Genomic DNA, 23,839 nt, shown 5'->3' with positions numbered 1-23,839 from the left:
AAAAACGCAAGAATGGTGGCCGTGGCGCGGAGGCCCCCTTAGGTAGGGCGGGCCCTGTTCTGGGTTAGTTGCGACGAGCTATGTGGGGCGATCAGGGGCACGGCGTCGAGGTGCGGCGATCGAGGTCAGGGCGACCACGGGCAGGGCGACCGCGGGCAGAGCTAGCGGAGGACAGAGCGACCACAGGTAGGGCGACCACGGACAAGGCGACCACGGACGGGGCGACCACAGGCGGCGCGAACGGGGGGACAGGGCCGACCACAGTAGGGCGACCATGGGCGGGGCGAACGGGAGACAGGGCGACCACGGGCAGGGCGACCAGGCGGGCGGGGCTAGGTCGATGTCAGCGCGAACAGCCCGCCGACGCGACGCCGGCCGCCTGCGCGGCGCAGACGTGATCCTGTGCGACGCCGCCGTGAAGTGGGCCGGCGGCGAGGGTGGCCCAGGGGTCAGGCTGGGTCGAGCGGCGCCTTATAAGCCAGCGAAACCGAAAGCACAGCCCCCGAAGCAACAGCGTCGCCGTCGGCCGAGGCGTAGAACATCTGGCGGCCGCTGCCGTCGGGCTCTGTGCCCTCGCTCGCGAAGAGCCCTCCGCCGTCGCGGTTGTCGCGGCAGCTCGAGCGGGTTTCCTTGACGTCGGTTGACGGGATGACCTTGACCGCCCAGGCCACCAGCGCCTCGCACGCCTGGTTGGCCGAGGCGGCCGTCATCGTCGTCGTCCAGGTGGCGGTGAAGGCCGTCTTGGCGTCCCCGTCGCGGGTGATGCCGACGAGGACGCCGTCGCGGGACTCGGTTTTGCCGGTCTGGGCGGCCTGGGGCAGCAGCGAGACGGGCTCGGCGCTCGTCCAGCCTTGAGGGCCGCCGATGGCCAGCGCCCGGTCGAGCGCGGCCTCGGTGGCCCGGCTGCGTGGGTCGTTGTCGCGCGGCCACAGGCTGACGGCCACGCCGGCCGCCATGACCAGCGCCGCCGCGGCCACCACCAGCGACACGCCCCGACGATTCATCGACATGTGTTCATGCTGGGTCCCCGGCGCAAGGGGGCCTTTACGCGTACGCCTCCAGGGTGGACAACTGTGCGGCCGGCCATCCGGTATTGGCGGTGAAGTTCAGGCGGATCTGCCGCACCGAAGCGCCGGGCAGCGTGATCGTCACGGTGTTGCCGGAGGCCGGGTCGAAGACGTAGGTGGCCGCCGCGCCGCCCGGCACGGTGATTGTCTGAGTTCGGCGTTCCCAGAAGTCGGGCAGGCGCAGCACCAGACGCTTGACCGGGTACGCGGCGCCCAGATCGACCCCGATCCACTGTGGGAAGGCGTTGTTGCCGCTTTCCCAGTAGCTGCCCGTGTTGCGGTCGACGGCGTTGGCCGCGATGTACGGACCGTTCGCGCTGCTGGCCGTCACGGACTTGCCGGCCGCGAGATCACCGGTCGGAACGGGCGCCGTGCCGGTTGAGGGCTGCGTCGGCCGTACGGCGGTCAGGGCGATCTGTCCCCGGAGCATGCGCCCGCCGTCGCCCGTGATCCGCAGGTAGTAGTCGGACGAGCAGAACGTGCCGTCCTCGTCGAGCGCCCGGATGCCCGTGCCCGCGGGGATCGACGCGCCGGTCTCGGCCGTCTTGGCGATCTGGTTGCCCTCGTTGAACTCGTCGAACATGGACACGTACAGGCCCTGGGCGCCCAGCTTGATCATGTTGTAGAGGCTGCGCCAGTAGAAGTCGCCGTGGCGGCGGTGACCCGAGGAGAGGTCGCCGGGCAGCACGCACGGCTGGTAGTCGATGCCGCGGGCGTTGCAGTCGGCCTGGTCGGCCGTGTTGACGTTGGCCAGGAACCAGTCGAGCCCGTCGAGCGTGCCGGTGCGGCCGACCATCCACGGCGAGAGCATGTTGAACGCGTGGTAGACGTCGGAGAACCCGGCTCGGCTGTCGTTCTTGCCCTCGCGCCAGTAGGTCGGCACGCCACCGATCACGTAACAGCCCTGCGCCTTGAACCAGTTGACGACGTCGAGGCACGCCGCGGGCGAGAACGGGCGGCCGTCGTCGTTGAAGCCGAAGCCCCAGACGCAGACGACGGGCTTGCCGTTCTGGCGGGCATAGGCGGGCGAGGACGCGTACGCGGACATCTTGCTCGACCAGTCCGCCTTGATCTCGCTCTGCATGGCCGTCCAGCCGGTGACGTCGTACATGATGTAGAACTTGCGCCCGGTGGCCTCGGCGGCGCCGCGGACCTTGGCCGCCATCGCGTCGCGGGTCGGGCCCTCGTCGCCCATCGGGTTGAACCGCTGCAGCGCGGCCGTGTCGATCCCGTACGTCCGCATCCACTGGAAGTGCGTGTCGACGGTCTGCTGGTCGTACGAGGAGAAGAGGGTGGCCGGCCGCCCGTCGCCGAGGTTCGGGTACGCCGTGGGGTAGGCGTGCGCGAAGTCCCGCATGTCGGGCCAGGACACGATCGTGGTGTTGCTGGGTGACGGCGGCTGGAAGCGGTCGCGGCTCCAGTGCCACCAGCCGCCGATCGGGGCGCCGTCGCCGGGGCAGGAGAACCAGCCCTGATAGCCAACGCTGATCTTGCCGACGACGTCGCCGGGCGGGGAGGCGGCGGCCGCCGCGGTGGGGGTGGGGAGCAGGGTTGCCGCGGGCGTGAGGGCGGCCGCGGACAACAGTGCTCGTCGGGTGACAGTCATGGGGACTCCTGTCGATCCGGTTGGGGATGGAACGAATCGACGGTCATCGTCGCAATGCCGGTCACAGGATTGCAATAGTTGAACGAACCTCTGAAATATTCGGCGTGCCGATCGATCTCTAGGATGGCGGGATGAGCGATGAGATCACGGCCGACCAGCTGCGCCAGGAACTGAAGGACGTCGACGAGGAGCTGGCCGAGCTGCGGCGGGTCGGCGGCGACGCGCAGGCCCGCCGGGGCCGCGACACGGACAACTCCGAGGGCGACATCGAGCCGGAGGAGATCGCCACCGAGCTGACCGGCATCGCCGAGAACGAGGCGATCATCGACACGCTCGAGCAGCGGCGCGAGCGCATTCAGGAGAAGCTCAAGAGCCTCGGGTGAAATCCAGGACGGCGTGGGCCAGTCGCTCGGGCGCCTCGAGCGCGACGTAGTGGCCCACGCCGTCCAGTTCCACCTCGGTGACTTCGGTCGCCACCTGCGTCATGGTGGCGATGGTGAACGCGCCGACGGCCAGGACCGGCATCTTCAGGGCGGGCAGGGCTCGCAGCTCGTCGCCTTCCCGCAGCATCGAGCGATAGAGGCCGGCGGCGCCGCGCCAGCCGTCGGGGCGTGCGTAGGTGCGGGCGAACTCGTCGATGTCGGCCTCGGCGAGCGACGGGAACGCGTACCGGCCCAGAAATTCCTTCTCGCGTCCGGCGAGCAGCATTTCGGGGATGCCCGGCGCGGTCAGGACGCCGATGTGCCAGGCGCCGCCGTGGGTGATGTCGGCCAGCGCCTCCAGCCCGTAGCCGGCCAGCCCCATCTCGATCGCGGCCAGGCTGAGCACGTCCTCCGGGTGATCGGCGGCCAGCCGGAACACCGTGCCTCCGGCGATGTCCTGCCCGGTCAGGTGTACGGGTCCGACACCCAGATGGGCGATCAGCTGGTGCAGATCCTCGGCGGCGGTCGCGCTGTCGTTGTCGCCCGCGTCGGAGTCGCCGAAGCCGCGCAGGTCGACGGCGAAGACGCGGTGCTCGCGGGCCAGCAGCGGAATCACGTTGCGGAACGCGTACCAGGTCTCGGGGAAACCGTGGACCAGCAGGATCGGGGAGCCCTCGGTTCCGGCCGAGACGTAGTGCAGCGTCGTGCCGTTGATCCGGGCCTGGTGATGCGTGATCGACATGTCTCTCCTCTATTCGACAGTCTGACTGTCGTCCTGCCGCAAAGATAGACACCCAGACTGTCGATTGTCCAGCGATTCCCTTAGCCTTGTCGCATGTCACGTTCCGGCGCCGACCTCGCGCTTCTTCTTCTCGGCGGTTTCCGTACGCTCGTGGACGCCGCGGTCGCCGAGCTGGCCGAGCAGGGCTTCAAGGACGCCCGGCCCGTTCTCGATTTCGCCATGCGAGCGATCGCGGCCGGCGCCGACACCGCCTCCGAGCTGGGTCGGCGGCTCTCGATCACGAAGCAGTCGGCGGCGCGGACGATCGCGGTGCTGCAGGAGCGCGGCTGGGTGACGACCGGCCCCGACCCGCGGGACGCGCGCCGCAAGCGGCTGGAGGTCACCCCGCTCGGCTTCGAGGTGATGCGCACCGGCGAGGCCATCTTCGACCGGCTACGGGAGCAGTGGGAGGCCCGGATCGGGGCGGCCGAGCTGCGCAAGCTCGAGGACCACCTCGTTGCCCTGGCCGGTCCGCAGCCTGTGCGCTTCGACTCGCCGGGCTGGCTGGCCCAGGACCTCGGCGGCCCGGCCACCTGACCTTCCGGCGGGGGCGCGTTCGGGCAACATCCCGCGGTTTAAGGACCGCCGGGATGATCTTTAAGGTCGCTTTAAGGGGGTGCTTCCCAGGATGGCGGCATGCGTCGGAAAAGAACTCTCGCCCTCTCGGTCGTGGCCGCGGCCGTTGTCGGGGTCACTACCTGGATCGCCCTGCCCGCTTCGGCCGCCGCGCCCACCGCCACCTTGCGTACGGTCTCGGACTGGGGTTCGGGGTGGCAGAGCGAGGTGACCATCAAGAACACCGGCGGCGACATGAAGTCGTGGAAGGTCGAGTTCGACCTGCCCGCCGGGGGTTCGGTCGGCAGCTACTGGGACACCGACCTGTCGGTCAGCGGCAGCCACCTGACGTTCAGCAACCGGCCCTGGAACGGCGTCGTCGGCGCGGACGCCACCATGACCTTCGGGTTCGTCGGCGCGGGCGGGAAACCGGCCAACTGCAAGCTCAACGGCATGCCCTGCGGTGGCGGCGGTGACGTGATCGCCACGACGGCCCCGACCGTGGCCCCGATCACCAAGGCTCCGACCGCGGCGCCTCCGGCCACGGCGCCGGCCACGCAGCCGCCGGCGGCCACCAAGGCGCCGGCCCAGCCCGAGGCGGGCGCGAGCGTGCCGCCGGCGAGCAACGTGCTGCCGGTCAAGGTCACCAACGAGACGGGCCGCGGCGAGAACGTCTTCCTGTACATGCTGGGGACGAACCTGACGACCGGCAAGCTCGGCTACGTCAACGCGGACGGCGCGTTCACCAACTGGTCCGGCGGGGGCCCGGTGCCCGTACCGGCGCCGGATGTCTCGATCCCCGGCCCGGCCAACGGGTCCAGCGTCACCGTCAAGATGCCGAAGAACCTGTCCGGCCGCCTCTACATGTCGTTCGGCAAGAAGCTCGACTTCCGGCTGACCGGCGACGGGCTCGTGCAGCCGGCGCCGTGGGCGGGCGCTGACCCGAACCGCGACATCCTGTTCGACTGGAGCGAGTTCACGCTCAACGACTCCGGCCTGTTCATCAACAGCTCCCAGGTCGACATGTTCGCCGTGCCGCACGCCATCAGCGTCACCGGCGGCGACGGCCGGACCCTGCGGACCGGCGAGGTCAAGGCCAACGGCCGCCAGCGGGTCATCGACGCGATCAAGGCCTCGCCCGACTTCGCCAAGAGCGTGGTCACCCGGGCCGACGGCACGGTGCTGAGGGTGCTGGCCCCGGGCAAGGCGGCCGACGCGGGCCTGATGAGCCCGACCTACCTCGACGCGTACATCACCAAGTCGTGGAACACGTACGCGGGGAAGAACCTGACCGTCGTCCCGTTCAGCGACCAGCCGGGCAAGAAGTTCCTCGGCCGCACCTCGGGCAACGTCATGAACTTCACCGACGGCAGCGGCAAGACGGTCGCGTCGTTCACCAAGCCGTCGACCGCGAACGTGTGGGGTTGCGACGGCGCGCTCGGCGCCCCCAACGACCTGGTCGTCGGCCCGATCGCCCGTACCCTGTGCGCGGCTCTGACCCGCAACACGCTGGACCGGCTCGACGTCCAGCCGAGCGGCACGGCGGCCGACTTCTACCAGGGCGACACGCCCAACGTGTACGGCAAGGTCATCCACGACAACATGGTCGACGGCCGGGCGTACGCGTTCGCCTTCGACGACGTGCAGGCCCAGGAGTCGCTGGTGCACAGCGGCGACCCGCGGCTGGCCGGGATCACGTTGACGAAGTTCTAAAGGGCAGCGTCCGCACGGACGCCTGATACGGGAGCGCCGGCCGGCCGCAGCGGGAGGGGACCGCGCGGTGGCCGGCGTTCCTCGTGCCGGCCTATCGCAGATGGGTGGTCAGCCAGTCGACCGTCTCGCGCAGGTAGTCGGCCCTCGACGAGCGGTGCAGCAGTTCGTGGCCCTCGCCGGGGAACAGCAGGTAGCGGTGCGGGAGGCCGCGTTCGGTCAGGGCCGCCACCACCTGTTCGGCCTCGATCACCGGGACGTTGCTGTCGTTCTCGCCGTGGACGATCATCAGGGGCGTCCGCAGCCGGTCGATCCGGGTGATCGGGGAGAGGTCGGCCAGCAGGTCGCGGTCGGTGGCCGGGTCGCCGTACTTGGAGACCGCGGCCGCGGCGATCCAGGGCTCGGTGTGCTCGTAGAAGGTGGCGAAGTTCGACATGCCGCAGACGTCGATCCCGACCGCGAACATGTCGGGGAACGTCGTCAGGGCGGCCAGCGTCAGATAGCCCCCGTACGACCGGCCCATGATGCCCAGCCGGGAGGCGTCGGAGACGCCCGAGCCGGTCAGGAAGCGTACGCAGGACCGCACGTCCTCGATCGCGGCGTAGCGCAACTCCAGGTTGTCGGCGTTCACGAACGTACGGCCGAAGCCCGAGGACCCGCGTACGTTGGGCGCGAAAACGGCGATGCCCCGGTCGACCAGCGACTGGAAGAGCGGCCCGTGCCCCGGCCTCTCCTGCGCCTCGGGCCCGCCGTGGAACCACAGCACGGTCGGATGCGGCCCGTCGCCCGCCGGCCGGAACAGCCAACCGGTCAGCTCCAGCCCGTCGTGGGCCGTGAAGGTCTCGAGCGTGGGATGCACCGCGTCCGGCGCCGGCGGATCGGCCGACACGGGCACCACGCCCGCGGCCGACGACACCCACACGCCGTGCGGCTGGCCCGGTCCCTCGGCCGTGAAGGCCAGCGTCGACCCGTCGAAGCACCAGGTCGGGCCGCTGATCACCGAGCCTGGCAGCGGGGTCAGCGGGCGCCGCCCGCCCGAGTCGAGGTCGAGCAGCGAGATCGACGACCGCCCGCCCCGCACGTTCCACAACACCGCCGCCGTACGCCCGTCGGCCGTGATCGTGAACGACTCGACTTCGTCGGTCTCGGACGCGGCGAGGACGTCCACGTCTCCCTTGCACACCCGGATCAGCACCGGCAGTTCGCCCGACTCGCTGCGGGCGTACACGGTCTCGCCGTCCGGCCCGAAGACCGCCTGCTCGCCCGCGGTGACGAACTCGTCGACGCCGGTCAGCAGGTCGCGCAGCACGATGTGCCGGTCGCCGCGCGGGCCGATCCGCAGCAGCGCCCGGTCGCGGCCCGGCGCGACGTCGAGCAGGGAGATCAGCGAGCCGGAAGCCACCTCCGACCGCGAACCGGTGACCGGGTCGATCAGCAGCGCGGTGGTCAGGTTCTCGGTCAGCGCGAGCAGCGACCGGCCGGGCAGCCAGCGCATGTTGTCGGCCGTGTCCGAGCCGAAGCCGGCCACCTGGTGCAGCTCAGAGCCGTCCGGCCGCACCAGCCACACCTCGTGGCGGGGCGCGCCGCCCGGGGCGACGTGGCAGGCCAGCCAGCCGCCGCCGGTCGACCACTGCACGGCCGCGACCGGCGCCTCACCCGTGTCGACCAGGAAGGTCAGGTCGCTGCCGACCGGCTGCACCCACACCTGCGGGCGGCCGCCGCGGTCGGAGACGTACGCGGCGTGCCGGCCGTCCGGCGACAGGGCCGGCGACCAGCTTCCGGAAACTTCCGAGGGAAAGGAACCCGTACCTATGTTCGTCCAGCCCAAAGGCAAAACGGTGACGTCGACACGGTTGAGCTGACCGGTCATACGGGTCCTCCCTCGATATCTAGATTCCCTTGTCCTGCAACCACATCTCCAGCAGGGCGAGCTGCCACAGCTGGTTGGCGCCGAGCGTCGTGCGCGGCGTGTTGGGGTCGGCCAGCAGGAAGTCCACGTACTCCTGCCGGAAGAGCCCCCGCTCCCGCGCGGCCTGCGCGGAAAGCGCGTCGCGGACCTTGTCGAGCATCGGGCCCTCGAGGTGCCGGATGCCCGGAACCGGGAAATATCCCTTGGTCCGGTCGATCACCTCGTCGGGCACGACCCCGCGGGCCGCGTCCTTGAGAACCCCCTTGCCGCCGTGCGCCAATTTCAGAGCCGGCGGGCAGGCCGCGGCCAGCTCCACCAACTCGTGATCGAGGAACGGTACGCGAGCCTCGAGGCCCCACGCCATAGTCATGTTGTCGACCCGTTTGACCGGATCGTCGACCAGCATCACCTGCGAGTCGAGACGCAACGCCGCGTCGACCGCAGTCTCGGCGCCGGGCCGGCCGAAGCTCGCGGCGACAAACTCCCGGCTGACATCCGTGTCGACCAGCCACTCGGGGTTGAGCTGCTGGGCGAGACGGCTGTGCGGGCGGTCGAAGAACTCCTTCGCGTACGCATCCACGGCCTCGGCATAGGGCACGTCAGCGAGTGGCGGATACCAGCTGTAGCCGGCCAGGATCTCGTCCGCGCCCTGGCCCGATTGTACGACCTTGACCTGCTGGGAAACGTCCTCGCTGAGCAGGTTGAACGCGATGCAGTCGTGCGACACCATCGGCTCGCTCATCGCGGCCACCGTACGGTCGACCGCCGGGAGGAACCGGTCCTTCCCGATCCGGATCTGGTGGTGCACGGTGTCGAACTGTTTGGCCACGATGTCCGAATAGGCGAACTCGTCGCCCTGCTCGCCGCCGCCCGCCTCGAACCCGATGCTGAACGTCGTGAGCCCGCGCTGACCCTGCTCGGCCAGCAGCGCCACGATGTAGCTGGAGTCGATGCCGCCGGAGAGCAGCACGCCCACCGGCACGTCGGCGACCATGCGCCGCTCGACCGCGAGCTTGAGCTTCTCGTGGATCAGCTCGGGCCACTCGGCGTCGGCGATGCCGGGCCGGCGGGTGTGCGAGGCCTCCCAGTAGACGTGCTCGGACGAGGTGCCGTCGGTCCGGATGATGCGGACGGTCGCCGGAGGCAGTTTCCGTACGCCGTTGACGATCGTCCGCGGCGCGGGCACGACCGAGTGGAACGTCATGTAGTGCTGCAGCGCGACCCGGTCGATCGACTTGTCCACGTCACCGGCCGCGAGCAGCGCGGGCAGCGTCGAGGCGAAGCGCAGCCGGCCCGGCGTCTCGGCCAGGTAGAGCGGCTTGATGCCGAGGCGGTCGCGGGCCAGCATGACCGTGCCCGAGCCGTGCTCGACGATCGCGAAGGCGAACATGCCGAGGAAATGCTTCACACAGTCGGCGCCCCAGCGGTGGTACGCCTTGATGATGACCTCGGTGTCCGAGGTGGAGAAGAACTTGTAGCCGTGCCCGCTGAGCTCTTCACGCAGCTGCTTGTAGTTGTAGATGCAGCCGTTGAACACCAGGGAGAGGCCCAGTTCCTCGTCGATCATCGGCTGCTGACCGGCCTCCGACAGGTCGATGATCTTGAGCCGGCGGTGACCGAGCGCAACCGGGCCGCGGGCCCAGAAGCCCTCGCCGTCCGGACCGCGCGACTCCAGGCACGGCAGCATCCGGCGGACGGCTTCGGCATCCGCCGTCCGGCCGTCGTGCCGCAGTTCGCCCGCGATTCCGCACATGATTGATGAACCTCCCTGTTGTCGGTTTCGATCTGGTCACCACGCCGTAACGCGCAGGTCACCCCAGCAACCAGGTGTCCTTCGAGCCGCCGCCCCGCGACGAGTTGACGATCATCGAGCCGGCCGGGGCCACCCGGGTCAGGGCGGCCGGAGCGACCACCGACTCCGAGCCGGTGAAGACGAAGGCGCGCAGGTCGACGTGCCGCGGCGACAGCTGATGACCGTCGAAGACCGGGTGCGTCGAGAGCTGTACGACCTCCTGCGCCACCCACCGGTGCGGGGCGGTGCGGATCTGACGGCGTACGGCGGAAAGGTCCTCGGGGGTCGCGTGCGGACCGATCACGATGCGGTCGCCGCCGTAACCGTCGACCGGCTTGCACACCAGCTGGTCGAGGCGGTCGAGCACCTCGGCGCGCTGCTCGGGGATGCCGCACAGATAGGTCGGCACGTCGGCCAGCAGCGGCTTCTCGCCCAGGTAGTACTCGATCAGCTTGGGCACGTACGCGTACACGGCCTTGTCGTCGCCGATGCCGTTGCCCAGCGCGTTGGCCAGCACCACGGTGTCGGCGTGCAGCGCGGTGATCAGGCTCGGGCCCAGCGGCATCCCGTCGGCGCCGGGGGAGTGCACGAGGCTGTCCTCGCCCATCCGCAGATAGATCACGTCGACCCGGTGACGCTTGCCGTCGCGCAGCCGGAACACCCGGCCCTCGTCGACGAACAGCTCGGTGCTGCGGACGACGGGAACGCCCATCTCCTCGGCCAGCATGCGGTGCTCGAACCAGGCCGAGTCGTCCGGGCCCTGGCTCAGCACCACGATCCGCGGGTCGTCGCCGGCGGCCGGGCGGGCCGACTCGGTCAGCGCGCGCCGCAGCATCTCGGGTGTGCGCTCGATCGGGATCAGGTTTTCCGGCAGCGGCAGTTCGGGCAGCACGGCGTGGGTCAGGCGGCGGTTCTGCATGGCGTACGCGATGCCGGACGGCACCCGCAGGTTGTCCTCCAGCACGCACCACCGGCCGTCGGCGTCGCGCACCAGGTCGACCCCGGCCACCTGCGCGCGGACGCCCGCGTGGTCGACCAGGGCGCCGCTGGGCCGCAGCTCGGGCGATCCGTCGATCACCCACTCGGGCATGACGCCGTCCCGCACGACCTGCCGCTCGCCGTAGACGTCCTGGATGAACAGGTCGAGCGCGCGGACCCGCTGCACCAGCCCGACCCGCAGGGCCGACCAGTCCGGGGCGGGCACCAGGCGCGGCACCAGGTCGAACGGGAACAGGCGGGTGGCGGCCTCGCCGGCCACGCTGAAGGTGATGCCGCGCTGGCGCTGCTCGTCGTCCCGCACGTCCTCGCGACGGCGCAGACCGGCCGAGCCCAGCGCGGTCATGACATTCAGGATTCCCGCGTACGGCTCGGCCACGTCACCACCGGGGAAGGCCTCGTCGCCGGCCTGGGCGTACGGGAACAGGCCGGCCGGCACCGACTGGCCCTCGGGCGCGATGCCGGTGGCGCCGCCCCGGGTGTCGGCCACCAGCAGGTCGACCACGTCGGAGATCCGGCCGCGCCGCGTCATGGCCCGGCGCTGACGGGCGGCCGAGCTGCCCCGGCTGAGCGCCCGCACCGACAGGTCGAACACCTGCTCCCAGTCGCCCAGCTCCTCGAGCTGCGGGCGCAGATCCCCGACCAGCCGCTCGACGGAGACCGGGGCCGGCACCGGCTCGGGCTGACGCCGGACCAGGTCGAGCAGATCACCCTCCAGTCCCGAGCGCGCGGCCCGCCACATCGCGGCGCGGTGCAGCGGCGGCCGGGTCGGCGTGAACGGGCGCCCGGCCCGGTAGTCCTGCTGCGCGCGCAGCACGAGACCCCGGAACAGGCCGGCCAGCAGCACGACCGTGTCGACGTCGGGGCTGGAATCGGTGACGCGCAGCTCGACGGTGGGCACATGGGCGGACGGGCGTACGTCGAAATAGACCATCTTGGGATCGGTGATGGTGCCCGAGGCCAGCAGATCGGCGACCAGCTCGTCGTAGTCGGCGGCGTTGTTGAGCACGCCCGGGTCGCCCGCGGTCGGCCAGCGCAGCCAGACCAGCGATCGTACGCTGGCATAACCCGAGTCCTCACCCATCCAGTACGGGGAACTGGTGCTCAGCGCGAGCAGGGTGGGCAGCGCCGACGCGACCCGCTGGGTGACGGCGACCGCCTCGTCCCGGTCGGGCACGCCGACGTGCACCTGGGCGCCGCAGATCAGCTGTTCCCGGGCGAGCAGCTGGTAGTCGTCGAGCATCCGCCGATAGCGCGAAGTGGGTGTCACGGGGAGTGACTCCAGGTCGACGAGCGGGACCGTGCCCGCGGCGACCAGACCAAGGCCCAGCGACTCGGCCACCTTGATCGCGGTGCGCCGCCGCTCGACGATCGCGTCGCGCAGGCCGTCCAGCGTGTCGGAGACCGGGGTGTTCGTCTCGACCACCGATCGATGCAGCTCGGCCGAGAAATGCTCGGGGTTGAGCTGGTCGAGGATCTCCTGCGCGCGCGGGACGAGTTCCCTGGTCACCAGGTCGACGACGTGCAATTCCTCCTCGGCGCCGAGGTCGAGCCCCCGGTCGTTGATCTCGTTGCTCGACGTGACGCTCAGAGACTCCGTCATTCCGACCGTCCTCCTTGTGGCCCGCACTTTTGTTCCGTCGGAGCCTCGCCATCACATGTACCGATCCTGTTCCGTGCCCGTTTCCAGCTCAAGGCATGCATCACTGTGAGGACATGGCGGGCGGTGCCCCGCGCGGATGCGCACACCCTGTAACCTCGGGCCGAACTCTCACCGGGAGGTAGTTTGATGAGCAATGTCGTCGTGGTGACCGGATCCGCCGGCCTGATCGGCTCCGAGTCGGTGAGGCATTTCGCCGGCCTGGGCATGGACGTCGTCGGCATCGACAATGACATGCGCAGCTACTTCTTCGGCAAGGACGGGTCCACCCGGTGGAACCTGGACCGCCTGACCAAAGAGGTCGGCGACCGGTACACCCATCACGAGATCGACATCCGCGACCGGGACGGTCTGGCGGCGCTCTTCGCCAAGCTCGGCAGCAACATCGGCCTGGTCATCCACGCCGCGGCCCAGCCCTCGCACGACTGGGCGGCCAAGGAGCCGTTCACCGATTTCGACGTGAACGCGGTCGGCACGCTCAACATGCTCGAGGCGGCGCGGCAGCACTCGCCCAGCGCCCCGTTCATCTTCACCTCGACCAACAAGGTCTACGGCGACACCCCCAACCGGCTCCCGCTGGTCGAGCAGGAGACGCGGTACGAGCTGCCCGAGGGCCACCAGTGGCACGGCGGCATCGACGAAGAGATGTCGATCGACCAGACCCTGCACTCGGTGTTCGGCGCGTCCAAGGTCGCGGCCGACGTGCTGGTCCAGGAGTACGGGCGGTATTTCGACATGCCGACGGCGGTGTTCCGCGGCGGCACGCTGACCGGGCCGGGTCACTCGGCGGCCGAGCTGCACGGCTTCCTGGCCTACGTGATGCGCTGCGTCATGGAGCAGCGGATGTACCACATCTACGGATACAAGGGCAAAATGGTCCGCGACGCCATCCACTCGCACGACCTGGTGTCGGCGTTCGAGGCGTTCTACCGGGCCCCGCGGATCGCCGAGGTCTACAACATGGGCGGCGGCCGCTTCTCCAACTGCAGCCACATCGAGGCCTTCCAGATCGCCGAGCAGATCACCGGCCTCGAGGCGCGCACCGACTACGTCGACCAGGCCCGCACCGGCGACCACCAGTGGTGGATCAGCAGCACGGCCCGGTTCGAGCAGCACTACCCGGAGTGGAAGCTCACCTACGACGTTCCGGCCATCCTGCGCGAGATGTACGAGGCCAACCAGGACGTCTGGAAGGCTTGATCCGCCCTTCTCGTTTGCCCGTTCATCTGCGGCTGAGAGACTCCGGGCAGTTGGCTGTGGTTTGCCTGGGGGCGGTCGCGTCGTAACAGCCAGTTAACTCGCGCTCTGTACATTTCGGGCATGTCCGTCTTGAAGGCATTACGGCAGGACGTTCCGGCCTCGATCGTGGTCTTCCTGATCGCGATCCCGCTCTCGCTCGGCATCGCCGCCGCCTCGGGCGCGCCCCTGATGGCCGGCCTCATCGCCGCGGTCGTCGGGGGCGTGGTCGTCGGTCTGCTGGGTGGCGCGCCGCTGCAGGTCAGCGGCCCGGCCGCCGGGCTCACCGTGATCGTCGCCGGGACCATCGCCAGCTATGGATTCGCCGCCACCGCCGCCATCGTGGCGCTCGCCGGCGGCGTACAGATCCTGCTCGGCGCCGCCCGTCTCGGCCGCGCCGCACTAGCCCTCTCACCCGCCGTGGTGCACGGCATGCTGGCCGGCATCGGGCTGGTCATCGCGCTCAGCCAGATCCACGTGCTGCTCGGTGGCGACGCCCGGAGCGAGGCCTGGGCCAACCTGCGTGGCCTGCCCGCACAGATCGCCGGCAACCACAGCCACTCGACGATGCTCGGCGTGCTCACCATCGGGGTCCTGCTGCTGTGGCCCCGCCTGGTCAAGACCTCGCTGCTGCCGGCCGCCCTGGCCGCCGTCGTGATCGCCACCGGGGCGGCCGCCGTGCTGGGCTCGGACGCCAAACGGGTCGACCTGCCCGAGACGCCGCTGGCCGAACTGGCCTTCCCGCGCTGGCCCGACGCCGGACCGGGCCAGATCGCGGTCGCCGTGCTGGCCATCGCCCTGGTCGCCAGCATCGAATCGCTGCTGTCGGCGGTGGCCGTCGACCGCATGCACGACGGCCCGCGCGCCGACCTCAACCGGGAACTGGTCGCCCAGGGCGCCGCCAACGCGACCTCGGGCCTGCTCGGCGGGCTGCCGGTGACCGGTGTGATCGTCCGCAGCTCGACCAACGTCGACGCGGGCGCCAAGACGCGGATGTCGGCAATCCTGCACGGCCTTTGGATCGCGCTGTTCGTGCTGCTCTGCGCGCCGCTGCTCGAGATGATCCCGATGGCCGCCCTGGCCGCGGTGCTCGTCGTCGTCGGGTTGCGGCTGATCAGCCTGGCCCAGATCCGCACCTACGTGCGGCATCGCGAACTCCCGACGTACGTGATCACCGCGGTCGGGGTCGTCGCGACGGATCTGCTCACCGGAGTGGGGATGGGGCTCGCCGCGGCCGTGCTCATGATGCTGTGGCGGCTGGTGCGCTGCGAGATCCGCGCCGTGCCCGGGGAGAACGCCGGGGAGTGGTCCGTGACCCTGCGCGGCACGCTGGCCTTCGTGGGATCGGGACGGCTGGCCCGCGCGCTGGCCGGGATCCCGGCCGGGGAGAAGGTGACCGTCGAGCTGGAACTCGACTACCTGGACCACGGGGCCTTCCAGGTCATCCAGGACTGGCGGGAGGCGTACGAGAGAGGCGGCGGAACCGTCACGGTGCGCGAGACGCAGGGCGGGTGGTTCCAGCGCGCGACCAGTGGCCGGCTCGGGGCGGGCAAGTCCGCGCCGCCGCGACGGTTCGGGTCGTGGACCCAGTGGCAGGACCGCGACCGTCAGCGGCGGGACGCGATGGAGGCCGGGATCCGCGAGTTCGAGCGCAGCGTGGCGCCCCTGGTGCGGCCGCACCTGGCCGGGCTGGCCCGGGACGGTCAGCAGCCGGAACAGCTGTTCATCACCTGCGCCGACTCCCGCCTGGTGCCCAACCTGATCACGACCAGCGGGCCGGGCGACCTGTTCTGCCTGCGCAACGTGGGCAACATCGTTCCCCCGTACGGGTCCGGCGACGACTCGGTCGGGGCCGGAATCGAGTTCGCGGTCAACGTGCTCAAGGTCAGCACGATCACGGTGTGCGGGCATTCCGGCTGCGGCGCCGTGCAGGCTTTGACGAAGGGCTCGGCCGGTGGCTCGCTCGGTTCGTGGTTGCGGCAGTCGGGCGCCGACTTCTCCGACTGCGCCGACGAGGAACACTGCGTCACCGCCAACGTGTCGCAGCAACTGGCCAACCTGCGAACCTATCCGGTGGTGCGGGAGGCCGAGGCGTCCGGACGCTTGACGCTCACCGGCCTGTACTTCGACCTCGCGGAGGCCCGCATGTACGCCGTCGACCCGGCCCGCCGCGTCCGCAAGCCGATCCCGGTCGAGGGCTAAGAGTTGTCCAGCAGCTTGGCCAGTGGGGTCGCCGGGTGGCCGGTCAGGTCCTCGACGGCCGTGCTGACCTCGGCCAGCTCACCGGCGGCGATCGCCGTGTAGGTGCTGACCCAGGCGTCGACCTGCCAATCCGGGACGCCGAAGGACGACCGGGACTCGTACGCCTCGGGAATGCTCTCGTCGTGATAGCGCACCGCCCGCCCGGTGGACGCGCTGATCGTCTCCGCCACCTCGGCCAGGCTGAGCGCGGCCGGCCCGGTGAGGTCGTAGGTCCGGCCCGCATGCGCCCCCGGATCCCGCAGCACCGCCGTGATCGCGTCGGCGATGTCGTCCTGAGCCACCACGGCCGCGCGTCCGTCACCGGCCGGCCCCCGGATCACGCCGTCGTCCCCGACCAGGAACGGCAGAAAGTCGGCGTAGAGGTTGTCCCGCAGAAACGTGAAGGCCAGCCCGCTCGCGCGGATGTGCTGCTCGGTAGCCCAATGGTCGCGGGCCAACGTGAACGTCGCGTCCGGCGCGGCCCCCACGAACGACGTGTAAACAAGGTGCCGCACGCCCGCGGCGGCCGCCGCATCCACGAAGCTGCGATGCTCGTCCACCCGATCCGGGGTCTCGGCCGCCGACACCATGAGCACCGTGCCCGCCCCGTCCAGAGCCCGGCCAACCGCGGCCCCATCCCGATACTCCGCAACGGCCACTTCGGCCCCCGCCACTTGCGGCGCCCGGCTCGCATCCCTGACCACAAGCCGCATGGGCCCGCTCAGCTGCCGAGCAACCCGTCCACCGAGGCGCCCGCTGGCACCCGTCACCACGATCAAACTCATTCCCCCTTTGTACGCCTCCCCACCGCGGCCCCCGGCCGGTCCGGCATAAGCGCGGCGACCGCTACGAGACCGTCGTGGCCTGATCGTCCCCGCTGCGAGCCCGATCCGGGCTGGACAGCGTCCCCGCTGCGAGCCCGATCGGGGGTTGGACAGCGTTCCCGCCGCGAGCCCGATCGGGGGCTGGACAGCGTTCCCGCCGCGAGCGCGATGCGGGCCGGGGACAGCGTTCCCCCGCCGCGCGCCTGCCTCGCGACGAGGCGGTCCCCCGCAAGGTGTCGTCCGATTGGGCAGACGTTCCCCGCGAGTGGCGGAAGCGGGCGAGTTGCCGCGTCGTCGAAGTCATCCGACCGACAAAATGCCACATGTCGTTATTGTGATCGGATCGCTCATCGTGCGGCTCCTGCTGCGTTCACTGCGCAGCTCTTGGCTCGCCGCTCTCCACTCGCGGCTCGCGCTCGCGGCTCGCGGCTCGCGGGTCGCGGCTCATCTCGACTCTCACCTCTCTCAGTTCTCACCTCTCAGTTCTCAGTTCTCAGTTCTGAGTTATCCGGTCTCCGCTATCCGGCCTCAGGTCCCAGGTCAGCTCTCGGCTCTCAGCTCGAAGGATTCAGATGATCGTTCTTTTCCGGCGGGCCACCCGCTCGCGTGGCCGTGTCGTCGCGGCGCTGGCAGTCGCGGTCGCGGTCGTGCTCACGACTCAGGCGAGCCCGGCGGCGGCCGCTCCCAAGAACACGATTCCCGGGTCGGGGACCTATCTGGCCGGCAAGGACTTCAACGCCGGTGTCTACCGGTCGGTGGGCAACACTTCGTGCTACTGGCAGCGCGCCACCGATGCGACCGGGGCGATGAGCAGCATCATCGCCAACGACATCGGCGCCGGGCAGCGGCTGGTCTACGTCAAGCCGACCGACAAGGTCTTCAAGACCAGCGGATGCCGTACGTGGACCCGGGTCACCGCCGCGGCCATGAGCGTGAAGAAGAAGACGACGATTGCCGGTAACGGCGTCTACTTCGTCGGCTCGGATTTCCTGCCGGGCACGTACCGCTCGACCGGCAACACCGACTTCTGCTACTGGGAGCGGGCCCGCTCGGCCGACGGCGCCTCCGCCAGCACGATCGCCAACGAGTTCGCCAAGGGCCAGCTGGTCGTCACGATCACCCCCGGGGGCATCTTCCAGAGCAGCGGCTGCCGCACGTGGACGCGCATCAGCTGACACCCGCGCTCAGCTCCCCAGGTAGCGGAGGATAGCCAGCACCCGGCGGCTGTAACCCGACGTGTCGGTCAGCGCGAGCTTGTCGAAGATCGCGTTGACGTGTTTCTCGACGGCGCTCTGCGACACGTGCAGGCGTTCGGCGATCGCGGCGTTCGTGTAGCCCTGAGCCATGTGCCGCAACACGTCGTGCTCGCGCGGAGTCAGCCGGCTCAGCGGGTCGGTGTGGCTGGTGCCCGACAACAACTGCCGGACGACTTCCGGGTCCAGCGCGGTGGATCCGGCCGCCACCCGTTCGAGCGCGTCCAGAAAGTCCTCGACCTGGGCGACGCGGTCCTTGAGTAGATAGCCGACGCCGTCGGACCGGTCGGACAGCAACTGCGTGGCGTACCGCTTCTCCACGTACTGCGAAAGCACGAGCACCGCCACGGCCGGCCACCGGCGCCGAATCTCCAGCGCCGCCCGCAGCCCGTCATCGCTGTTGGTCGGCGGCATCCGCACATCGGTCACCACCGCGTCGGGCTGATGCCGTTCGACGGCCTCCACAAGCTGATCAGCATCAGCCGCCGCCGCGACGATGTCGTGACCCTCGTCAGCGAGCAGCCGGACAAGCCCCTCCCGCAGAAGCGTCGAATCCTCAGCCAGAACGATGCGCATCGCGACCTCACCCCGCCCGGCGCAGATGCGCGGACGGCACCGACGCCGAGGCAGGCGGGCACCGGCGGGCCGGTGAAGGCAGTGGCGATTCGAACGGCAGAGGAAAGACAGCCGACAGCGGTGTGGTGGTGGGCGGCGGTGAGGCAGGCGGCGGCGGAGGGGTACGCAAGGGCGGTGGTGTGGTGGGCCCGAGCGGCGGTGTGGTGGTCGGCGACAGTGCGTGGATGCGCGACGACGACGGCGGCGGTGAGGTGGTGGATGGCGGCGGCGGGGAGGCTGGGGAGTGGGGGAGGGTGACGTCGATGGTGGTGCCGGCGTTGGTGGGGCTCTCCAGGTGGAACCGGCCGTCCAGGGCGGCCACGCGACGGCTCAGGCCCTGCAGGCCGCTGCCGGACGGGTCGGCGCCGCCCCGGCCGTCGTCGCGGATTCGCATCTCGACCTCTGTGCCGGAAGGGCTGAGGGTGATGTCGATGACCGTGGCGCCGGAGTGTTTGGCCGCGTTGGTGATGGCCTCGCACGCCACGAAGTAGAGGACGGTCTCGACCTGTGGCGCGGGGCGTTCGGTCAGGCGGTAGGCGATGCGTACGGGGACGGCGGAACGCTGCGCCACCATGCTGAGCGCGTCGTCGAGGGTGCCGTGGTCGAGCGCCGATGGATAGACGCGCCACGCGACCTCGCGCAACTCGTCGAGGGCGCGCTGGGCGTCGTCGTGGGCCTGGGTGAGCAAGCGTGCGGCCTGGTCGGGGTCGCGGCTGCGGCGGGCGCGGCCGAGCAGCATGCCCAGGGCCACCAGCCGCTGCTGCAGTCCATCGTGGAGGTCGCGCTCGATACGCCGCCGTTCCGCGTCGACCGCGGCCATGACGCCGGCCCGGGTGGCGGTCAGCTCGGTGATCCGCTGTTCGAGCACTTCGCGGGAGCCGGACTCGAGCAGCCGGCGCGCCAGCCACCGGTCGAGCCGGAGCACGCTGCCGACGGCCTGGAGGTTGAGCGCGAGCAGCAGCGAGCCGATGAGGACCTGGACCAGCAGGTCGAGCGCGCTCATCGGCCCGGTGACGAAAGACCGCGCGACGATGCCCGCGAGCACCAAGCCGATCACGAGCACCCCGGCCGTGAGAGCACCCAGGAAGGCCGGAACCAGCCGGGCCGCCAGAAATCCGAGAACCCGGAGCTCGCTCGGCGGGGAAGGCCGCGGTTCGAGCGACAGCCGCCGCCGTTCCCAGGTGGCGACCCGGCGGGCGCGATCCACCACCGCCGCGCGTCCGGGGGTGGCCCAGGCCAGCCCGGCGACGAGCAGGAACAGCGCCTCCGCCAGTCCGCTCAAGGCCCCGAGCGCGACCACGGCCAGCGGCTCCCCGGCCCGGCGGAGCAGGCGGAGCGCGCCCATCATGACCGGCCACCTCGGCGGGAGAGGAACGGCATGCCGGTCACCGTACGCGATGGCGGCGAGTCAGGCGGACGGCGACGAAGGCGACGGCGGCGACGACGCAGAGGACGATCACCAGCTTCTGGAAGATCGAGGCGTACGACTCGACGGCGTGCCAGTTCGCGCCCAGGGAGTAGCCGGCCAGGATGAAAGCGGTGTTCCAGATCAGGCTGCCGATCGTGGTGCAGAGCAGGAAGGTCGGCAGCGGCATGCGTTCGACGCCGGCCGGGATCGAGATCAGGCTGCGGAAGATCGGGATCATGCGGCCGAGGAGAACCGTCTTGGGGCCGTGCCGGGCGAACCAGGCCTCGGTGCGGTCGATGTCGCTGAGCTTGATCAGGGGCAGGCGGGCGGCTGTCGCGCGTAGCCGGTCACGGCCGAGCAGCACGCCCGCGTAATAGAGGGCCACGGCGCCGACGACCGAGCCGAGAGTGGTCCAGACGATCGCCCCGACGAGGCTCATGCGCCCCTGCCCGGCGGTGAAGCCGGCCAACGGCAGGATCACCTCGCTGGGGATCGGCGGGAACAGGTTTTCCAGGGCGACGGCGAGGCCGGCGCCGGGGCCGCCCAGGCGCTCGACCAGGCCGGTGACCAGGTCGGTGAGGCCGGAACCAGAGGTCGTGGTCATGGTTACGACGCTAGGGACCGGCGGGGTGGCGGACCATGAGGGCGGCCGCCGGACTCCCTGCGGAAAACCACACCCCAGGGAGTCCGGCGGAGAGCAATCGTCAGGACGTGTGCGGGCAGTTGCCCCGGTAATCCGAGATCTGCGTGCCGGCCCGCGGGATCGGGCACAGGAACTGCTCGTACCGGAGATCGTCGTCCACGAAACGCTTCAGCCAGGAGATGCTGTACTGCGCGATCGTCGTGTTGCTGGTGTTCGGCGCGAAGTGCGACGCGTTGTTGAGCTCCAGATACGCCCGGTCCAGCGACGACGGCAGGCTGGTGTAGAACGGGATCGAGTGCGACGCCACCGGCGCCACCGAGTCGCTTTCCGCCCCGATCACCAGGGTGGGCGTCCTGATCTCGGGCCACGACTTGTCGAGGTTCCACGGGGTCAGCGGCACCGCGGCCTGCAGGCTCGGGCGGCTCTTGGCGGCCTCGAGCGTGCCGCCTCCACCCATCGAGTGCCCGACGACGGCCAGCCGGTTGACGTCGATGCGGGTGCGGACGCTGCTGCGCTGGGTCAGGTAGTCGAGCGCCGCCAGCAGTTGCCGGCCCCGGCTGGCGGGCTGGTCCGAGCGGGTCAGGGTGTCGATGTTGAAGACGACGAAGCCTTGCGAGGCGAGCCGCGGGGCGAGCCAGGCCATGCTGGAACGGCTGGCGGTGTATCCGGGCGCGATCGCCACCGCGCCGAAGGTCCCGGCGCTGGTGCTGGTCGGGTAATAGATGTCGCCGCCGCCGAATCCCGAGGCGGACAGCGCCGAGACGCTGGTCTGGGAGACCGCGAACGATCCGCGGGTGGCCTGGATGCTCGCCAGGGTCGGTGCCGGGCCCCGCTCGAAGGGGTTGGTCGCCGCCTCGGCCGACGGCACCAGGGTGACGCCGCCGATCGCGACGGCCACGGCGGCCGCCGCGCTCACCAGGAAACGGGCACGCGGGCGGCGCCGGACGCCCGGGGCGGTGTGCGTTTGGGACATGGGAAGCCTCTCGGAGGGGAGAGCCGGGTGAACGAAAATTGCGAGGCGCGCGCCGGAATCGATCCTGAACGCGCTTCCATCCGTGTTCAAGACCGACGGGCATTCGTGAGACGGCGGTCGCATAGAGAGAAGCTTCGATGCGGTGGCGACTATTCGGACAAAGGCGTTGGCCGGGACCGGTGAAAGGATTCCTGTGCCGTGCGCCGGGGCATTGCTACAGTGAGCGCCGGAGTTCGATCAAGGTGGTACGCAATGACTGACGAGAAAGCGGCGAGCCGACGCGTCGTCAGCCACGAACAAGTCGTACTCGCCGGAATTGATCATTTTCTGGTCCGGTCGTCGCTCGACATGGAGACGCTGGCCGCCGAGATGGCGATCAGCCGGGCCACCCTCTATCGGGTCGCGGGCAGCCGGGACGCCCTGCTCGAGGACATCCTGGCCGTCCTCACGCAGCGGATGTTCGGCGAAGCCCGGATGGCCCGCACCCGGCCCGGCTTCGACGGGGTCGTGGAGATCTCCCGGCATTTCGGCGAACAATTACGCTCACCGATATTGGACCGGTTTCTGCGCCAGGACCCGGAGGCCGCGGCGCGAATATTATTCACACCGGCGGGTGGGGTGCACGAGAGCGCGGTGGCCGCTCAGGCCGACATCTTTCGCGAGACGGGCGTGGCCGGCCAGTTGCCGGCGGGCACCGATCTCGGCCATCTCGCCTATCTCTACGTCCGTATGGTCGGGACGTTTCTCTACGCGGAATTCTTCACCGGCCGTAAGACGGATTTCGACGAGCTGGTCCCGTCGTTACGGGCCCTGCTCGAGCCGGCGGCTCAGTGAGGCGTCCCCATCTCGGTGCGTACGGCGTAAAGCTCGGGAAAGAAAGTCAGGTCCAGCGCCGCCTTGAGGAAGCTCACGCCGCTCGACCCGCCCGTGCCCCGCTTGAACCCGATGGTCCGCTCCACGGTCTTGAGGTGCCGGAAGCGCCAGAGCTGGAAGTTCTCCTCGATGTCGACGAGTTCCTCGCAGGCCTCGTACGCCTCCCAGTGCTTTTCCGGGTTGCTGTAGATGCGCACGAACACCGGCACCAGGTCCTCGTGGTAGCGCCACGGCAGGCGCACGTCGCGTTGCAGCAGCTCGACCGGCACGTCGTGACCGTGGCGATGCAGGTAGCGCAGGAACTCGTCGTACACGCTGGGTGCGGCCAGCGCCTCGGTCAGCATCTCGAGGGCGCCCTGGTCGTCGGTGAACAGCGACAGCATCCGCTCGTCCTTGTTGCCGAGGATGAACTCGACCGCGCGGTACTGGTACGACTGGAAGCCCGACGACGTGCCCAGGAAGCTGCGGAACTCGGCGTATTCGCTGGGCGTCAGCGTGGCCAGCACCGACCACTGCTCGGTCAGCGTGCGCTGGATGTGCTTGACCCGGGCCAGGCCCTTGAGCGCCGGGCGCAGGTCGTCCTGGGCGATCCGCCGGGTGACCTCGCGCAGCTCGTGCAGCACCAGCTTGAGCCAGAGCTCGGAGGTCTGGTGCTGCAAAATGAACAGCAGTTCGTCGTGGTGCTCGGGCACGCTGACCGGGTGCTGCGCGTTCAGCAGCTCGTCCAGGTGCAGATAACGCCCGTACGAGAGATTGACCTTGAAGTCGCGGACGACGGAGTCCTCGATCGGCCGGTGGTCCGAGCTCACGGTTGCCTCCAAAGCGCTTCTTCAGATCTCAACCTGAAGACAAGCACACCGCTCAGACGTTCGCGAGTGATCCATCGGCGAGAATCGGTCCCCAGTACGCCCACCGGCCGTCGTGCCGCACGAACCGGCTGCGCTCGACCATGTCGCCGGGCTTGCCGTGATCGCGGTAGTGCGCCCGGAACTCGACGACGCCCTCGTTGTCGAACATGCCGCCGCCCGACGACTCGATGATCTCGAGCCCGACCCAGCGCAGATGCGAGTCGGGTTCGATCCGCTGGGGCCGGGTCTTCGGGTGCCAGCTGCTGAGCACGTACGCGTCGTCGTCGAGGGCGAAGGCCGAGTAGCGCGAACGCATCAGCGCCTCGGCGGTCGCGGGCGGCTGACCGTGGTGGGCGGGCCCGCAACATTCCTCGTACGCCAGCCCGCGCCCGCAGGGGCAATGCTTGGTCTTCTGCGCCATGAGACC

Annotated in this window: 20 protein-coding genes; 7 read left to right on the top strand and 13 right to left on the bottom strand. The window is 70.0% G+C overall.

The genetic code is table 11. From position 1 onward, the window contains the following. Positions 1-449 precede the first annotated feature (449 nt). Together ACZ3I4_RS32785 and ACZ3I4_RS32780 are read right to left on the bottom strand one after the other, a co-directional pair. Positions 450-1,010 (bottom strand): hypothetical protein, encoded by a 561-nt coding sequence (locus ACZ3I4_RS32785; RefSeq protein WP_465385929.1) that lies wholly within the window; start codon positions 1,008-1,010, stop codon positions 450-452. Between the two features lie 34 nt (positions 1,011-1,044). Further along, positions 1,045-2,673 (bottom strand): glycoside hydrolase family 99 protein, encoded by a 1,629-nt coding sequence (locus ACZ3I4_RS32780; protein WP_465385928.1) that lies wholly within the window; start codon positions 2,671-2,673, stop codon positions 1,045-1,047. A 131-nt stretch (positions 2,674-2,804) separates the two neighbouring features. On the opposite strand from ACZ3I4_RS32780, the gene ACZ3I4_RS32775 reads away from it, so the two are divergent. Then, positions 2,805-3,056 (top strand): hypothetical protein, encoded by a 252-nt coding sequence (locus tag ACZ3I4_RS32775; RefSeq protein WP_465385927.1) that lies wholly within the window; start codon positions 2,805-2,807, stop codon positions 3,054-3,056. On the opposite strand, the gene ACZ3I4_RS32770 is transcribed toward ACZ3I4_RS32775, so the two are convergent. Continuing rightward, a complete protein-coding gene (locus tag ACZ3I4_RS32770) occupies positions 3,040-3,837 on the bottom strand; it encodes an alpha/beta fold hydrolase (protein WP_465385926.1) in 798 nt (265 codons plus the stop codon). The two genes, ACZ3I4_RS32775 and ACZ3I4_RS32770, sit on opposite strands and share 17 nt — an antisense overlap. A 93-nt stretch (positions 3,838-3,930) precedes the next feature. On the opposite strand from ACZ3I4_RS32770, the gene ACZ3I4_RS32765 reads away from it, so the two are divergent. Both ACZ3I4_RS32765 and ACZ3I4_RS32760 read left to right on the top strand, forming a co-directional pair. Continuing rightward, a complete protein-coding gene (locus ACZ3I4_RS32765) occupies positions 3,931-4,413 on the top strand; it encodes a MarR family winged helix-turn-helix transcriptional regulator (protein ID WP_465385925.1) in 483 nt (160 codons plus the stop codon). Positions 4,414-4,512: 99 nt separating this feature from the next. Beyond that, on the top strand, positions 4,513-6,144 hold the full coding sequence (locus ACZ3I4_RS32760; protein WP_465385924.1) for a beta-1,3-glucanase family protein: 1,632 nt from the start codon (positions 4,513-4,515) through the stop codon (positions 6,142-6,144). A gap of 91 nt (positions 6,145-6,235) precedes the next feature. Here the strand turns inward: ACZ3I4_RS32760 and ACZ3I4_RS32755 are convergent, their stop codons facing one another. Genes ACZ3I4_RS32755 through ACZ3I4_RS32745 form a run of 3 tightly spaced genes read right to left on the bottom strand, consistent with a single transcriptional unit; the run spans position 6,236 to position 12,441 of the window. Continuing rightward, a complete protein-coding gene (locus ACZ3I4_RS32755; RefSeq protein WP_465385923.1) occupies positions 6,236-8,011 on the bottom strand; it encodes a S9 family peptidase in 1,776 nt (591 codons plus the stop codon). Between the two features lie 19 nt (positions 8,012-8,030). After that, on the bottom strand, positions 8,031-9,803 hold the full coding sequence (locus ACZ3I4_RS32750) for an N-acetylglutaminylglutamine amidotransferase (RefSeq protein ID WP_465385922.1): 1,773 nt from the start codon (positions 9,801-9,803) through the stop codon (positions 8,031-8,033). Positions 9,804-9,861: 58 nt separating this feature from the next. Continuing rightward, positions 9,862-12,441 (bottom strand): glutamate--cysteine ligase, encoded by a 2,580-nt coding sequence (locus ACZ3I4_RS32745; protein WP_465385921.1) that lies wholly within the window; start codon positions 12,439-12,441, stop codon positions 9,862-9,864. A gap of 186 nt (positions 12,442-12,627) precedes the next feature. Between ACZ3I4_RS32745 and ACZ3I4_RS32740 the strand changes: the two genes are divergently transcribed. Further along, positions 12,628-13,698: an NAD-dependent epimerase/dehydratase family protein gene (locus tag ACZ3I4_RS32740; RefSeq protein ID WP_465385920.1), complete on the top strand. Its 1,071-nt coding sequence runs from the start codon at positions 12,628-12,630 to the stop codon at positions 13,696-13,698. A gap of 120 nt (positions 13,699-13,818) precedes the next feature. Beyond that, a complete protein-coding gene (locus tag ACZ3I4_RS32735) occupies positions 13,819-15,936 on the top strand; it encodes a SulP family inorganic anion transporter (protein WP_465385919.1) in 2,118 nt (705 codons plus the stop codon). On the opposite strand, the gene ACZ3I4_RS32730 is transcribed toward ACZ3I4_RS32735, so the two are convergent. Beyond that, positions 15,933-16,760 carry an SDR family oxidoreductase gene (locus ACZ3I4_RS32730; protein ID WP_465385918.1) on the bottom strand — a complete coding sequence of 276 codons (828 nt, stop codon included), beginning with the start codon at positions 16,758-16,760 and terminating at the stop codon, positions 15,933-15,935. The genes ACZ3I4_RS32735 and ACZ3I4_RS32730 overlap by 4 nt on opposite strands. Positions 16,761-17,371: 611 nt before the next feature. Between ACZ3I4_RS32730 and ACZ3I4_RS32725 the strand changes: the two genes are divergently transcribed. Then, complete coding sequence (locus ACZ3I4_RS32725) at positions 17,372-17,974, top strand: hypothetical protein (protein WP_465385917.1); 603 nt, start codon at positions 17,372-17,374, stop codon at positions 17,972-17,974. A gap of 9 nt (positions 17,975-17,983) precedes the next feature. On the opposite strand, the gene ACZ3I4_RS32720 is transcribed toward ACZ3I4_RS32725, so the two are convergent. The 4 genes from ACZ3I4_RS32720 to bdeA all read right to left on the bottom strand — a co-directional run bounded on the left by ACZ3I4_RS32720 (position 17,984) and on the right by bdeA (position 21,691). Continuing rightward, positions 17,984-18,628, bottom strand: coding sequence for a response regulator (locus tag ACZ3I4_RS32720; RefSeq protein ID WP_465385916.1), 645 nt, complete (start codon positions 18,626-18,628; stop codon positions 17,984-17,986). Positions 18,629-18,635: 7 nt separating this feature from the next. Next, complete coding sequence (locus ACZ3I4_RS32715; RefSeq protein ID WP_465385915.1) at positions 18,636-20,015, bottom strand: sensor histidine kinase; 1,380 nt, start codon at positions 20,013-20,015, stop codon at positions 18,636-18,638. Positions 20,016-20,052: 37 nt separating this feature from the next. Continuing rightward, positions 20,053-20,679, bottom strand: coding sequence for a DedA family protein (locus tag ACZ3I4_RS32710; protein WP_465385914.1), 627 nt, complete (start codon positions 20,677-20,679; stop codon positions 20,053-20,055). Between the two features lie 100 nt (positions 20,680-20,779). After that, a complete protein-coding gene (gene bdeA / locus ACZ3I4_RS32705; protein WP_465385913.1) occupies positions 20,780-21,691 on the bottom strand; it encodes a bis(hydroxyethyl) terephthalate hydrolase in 912 nt (303 codons plus the stop codon). A 252-nt stretch (positions 21,692-21,943) separates the two neighbouring features. On the opposite strand from bdeA, the gene ACZ3I4_RS32700 reads away from it, so the two are divergent. Next, positions 21,944-22,525, top strand: a complete 582-nt coding sequence (locus tag ACZ3I4_RS32700) for a QsdR family transcriptional regulator (RefSeq protein WP_465385912.1) — start codon at positions 21,944-21,946, stop codon at positions 22,523-22,525. Here the strand turns inward: ACZ3I4_RS32700 and ACZ3I4_RS32695 are convergent. Both ACZ3I4_RS32695 and ACZ3I4_RS32690 read right to left on the bottom strand, forming a co-directional pair. Further along, positions 22,519-23,373 carry a tryptophan 2,3-dioxygenase gene (locus tag ACZ3I4_RS32695; RefSeq protein WP_465385911.1) on the bottom strand — a complete coding sequence of 285 codons (855 nt, stop codon included), beginning with the start codon at positions 23,371-23,373 and terminating at the stop codon, positions 22,519-22,521. The genes ACZ3I4_RS32700 and ACZ3I4_RS32695 overlap by 7 nt on opposite strands. Before the next feature lie 52 nt (positions 23,374-23,425). Beyond that, positions 23,426-23,833, bottom strand: coding sequence for a YchJ family protein (locus tag ACZ3I4_RS32690; RefSeq protein ID WP_465385910.1), 408 nt, complete (start codon positions 23,831-23,833; stop codon positions 23,426-23,428). Positions 23,834-23,839: the final 6 nt, after the last annotated feature.

The sequence above is a fragment of the Actinoplanes sp. NPDC021490 genome (genome assembly GCF_055562135.1).
Note: the sequence above shows the minus strand (reverse complement) of the source record. Positions and strands in the feature narration are given on the sequence as shown.

Coding starts and splice junctions, on each gene's coding strand:
- ACZ3I4_RS32730 (WP_465385918.1), bottom strand. CDS start 16,760: ATGAGTTTGATCGTGGTGACGGGTGCCAGCGGGCGCCTCGGTGGACGG.
- ACZ3I4_RS32745 (WP_465385921.1), bottom strand. CDS start 12,441: ATGACGGAGTCTCTGAGCGTCACGTCGAGCAACGAGATCAACGACCGG.
- ACZ3I4_RS32715 (WP_465385915.1), bottom strand. CDS start 20,015: ATGATGGGCGCGCTCCGCCTGCTCCGCCGGGCCGGGGAGCCGCTGGCC.
- ACZ3I4_RS32780 (WP_465385928.1), bottom strand. CDS start 2,673: ATGACTGTCACCCGACGAGCACTGTTGTCCGCGGCCGCCCTCACGCCC.
- ACZ3I4_RS32765 (WP_465385925.1), top strand. CDS start 3,931: ATGTCACGTTCCGGCGCCGACCTCGCGCTTCTTCTTCTCGGCGGTTTC.
- ACZ3I4_RS32770 (WP_465385926.1), bottom strand. CDS start 3,837: ATGTCGATCACGCATCACCAGGCCCGGATCAACGGCACGACGCTGCAC.
- ACZ3I4_RS32755 (WP_465385923.1), bottom strand. CDS start 8,011: ATGACCGGTCAGCTCAACCGTGTCGACGTCACCGTTTTGCCTTTGGGC.
- ACZ3I4_RS32690 (WP_465385910.1), bottom strand. CDS start 23,833: ATGGCGCAGAAGACCAAGCATTGCCCCTGCGGGCGCGGGCTGGCGTAC.
- bdeA (WP_465385913.1), bottom strand. CDS start 21,691: ATGTCCCAAACGCACACCGCCCCGGGCGTCCGGCGCCGCCCGCGTGCC.
- ACZ3I4_RS32725 (WP_465385917.1), top strand. CDS start 17,372: ATGATCGTTCTTTTCCGGCGGGCCACCCGCTCGCGTGGCCGTGTCGTC.
- ACZ3I4_RS32735 (WP_465385919.1), top strand. CDS start 13,819: ATGTCCGTCTTGAAGGCATTACGGCAGGACGTTCCGGCCTCGATCGTG.
- ACZ3I4_RS32785 (WP_465385929.1), bottom strand. CDS start 1,010: ATGTCGATGAATCGTCGGGGCGTGTCGCTGGTGGTGGCCGCGGCGGCG.
- ACZ3I4_RS32700 (WP_465385912.1), top strand. CDS start 21,944: ATGACTGACGAGAAAGCGGCGAGCCGACGCGTCGTCAGCCACGAACAA.
- ACZ3I4_RS32750 (WP_465385922.1), bottom strand. CDS start 9,803: ATGTGCGGAATCGCGGGCGAACTGCGGCACGACGGCCGGACGGCGGAT.
- ACZ3I4_RS32775 (WP_465385927.1), top strand. CDS start 2,805: ATGAGCGATGAGATCACGGCCGACCAGCTGCGCCAGGAACTGAAGGAC.
- ACZ3I4_RS32740 (WP_465385920.1), top strand. CDS start 12,628: ATGAGCAATGTCGTCGTGGTGACCGGATCCGCCGGCCTGATCGGCTCC.
- ACZ3I4_RS32710 (WP_465385914.1), bottom strand. CDS start 20,679: ATGACCACGACCTCTGGTTCCGGCCTCACCGACCTGGTCACCGGCCTG.
- ACZ3I4_RS32720 (WP_465385916.1), bottom strand. CDS start 18,628: ATGCGCATCGTTCTGGCTGAGGATTCGACGCTTCTGCGGGAGGGGCTT.
- ACZ3I4_RS32760 (WP_465385924.1), top strand. CDS start 4,513: ATGCGTCGGAAAAGAACTCTCGCCCTCTCGGTCGTGGCCGCGGCCGTT.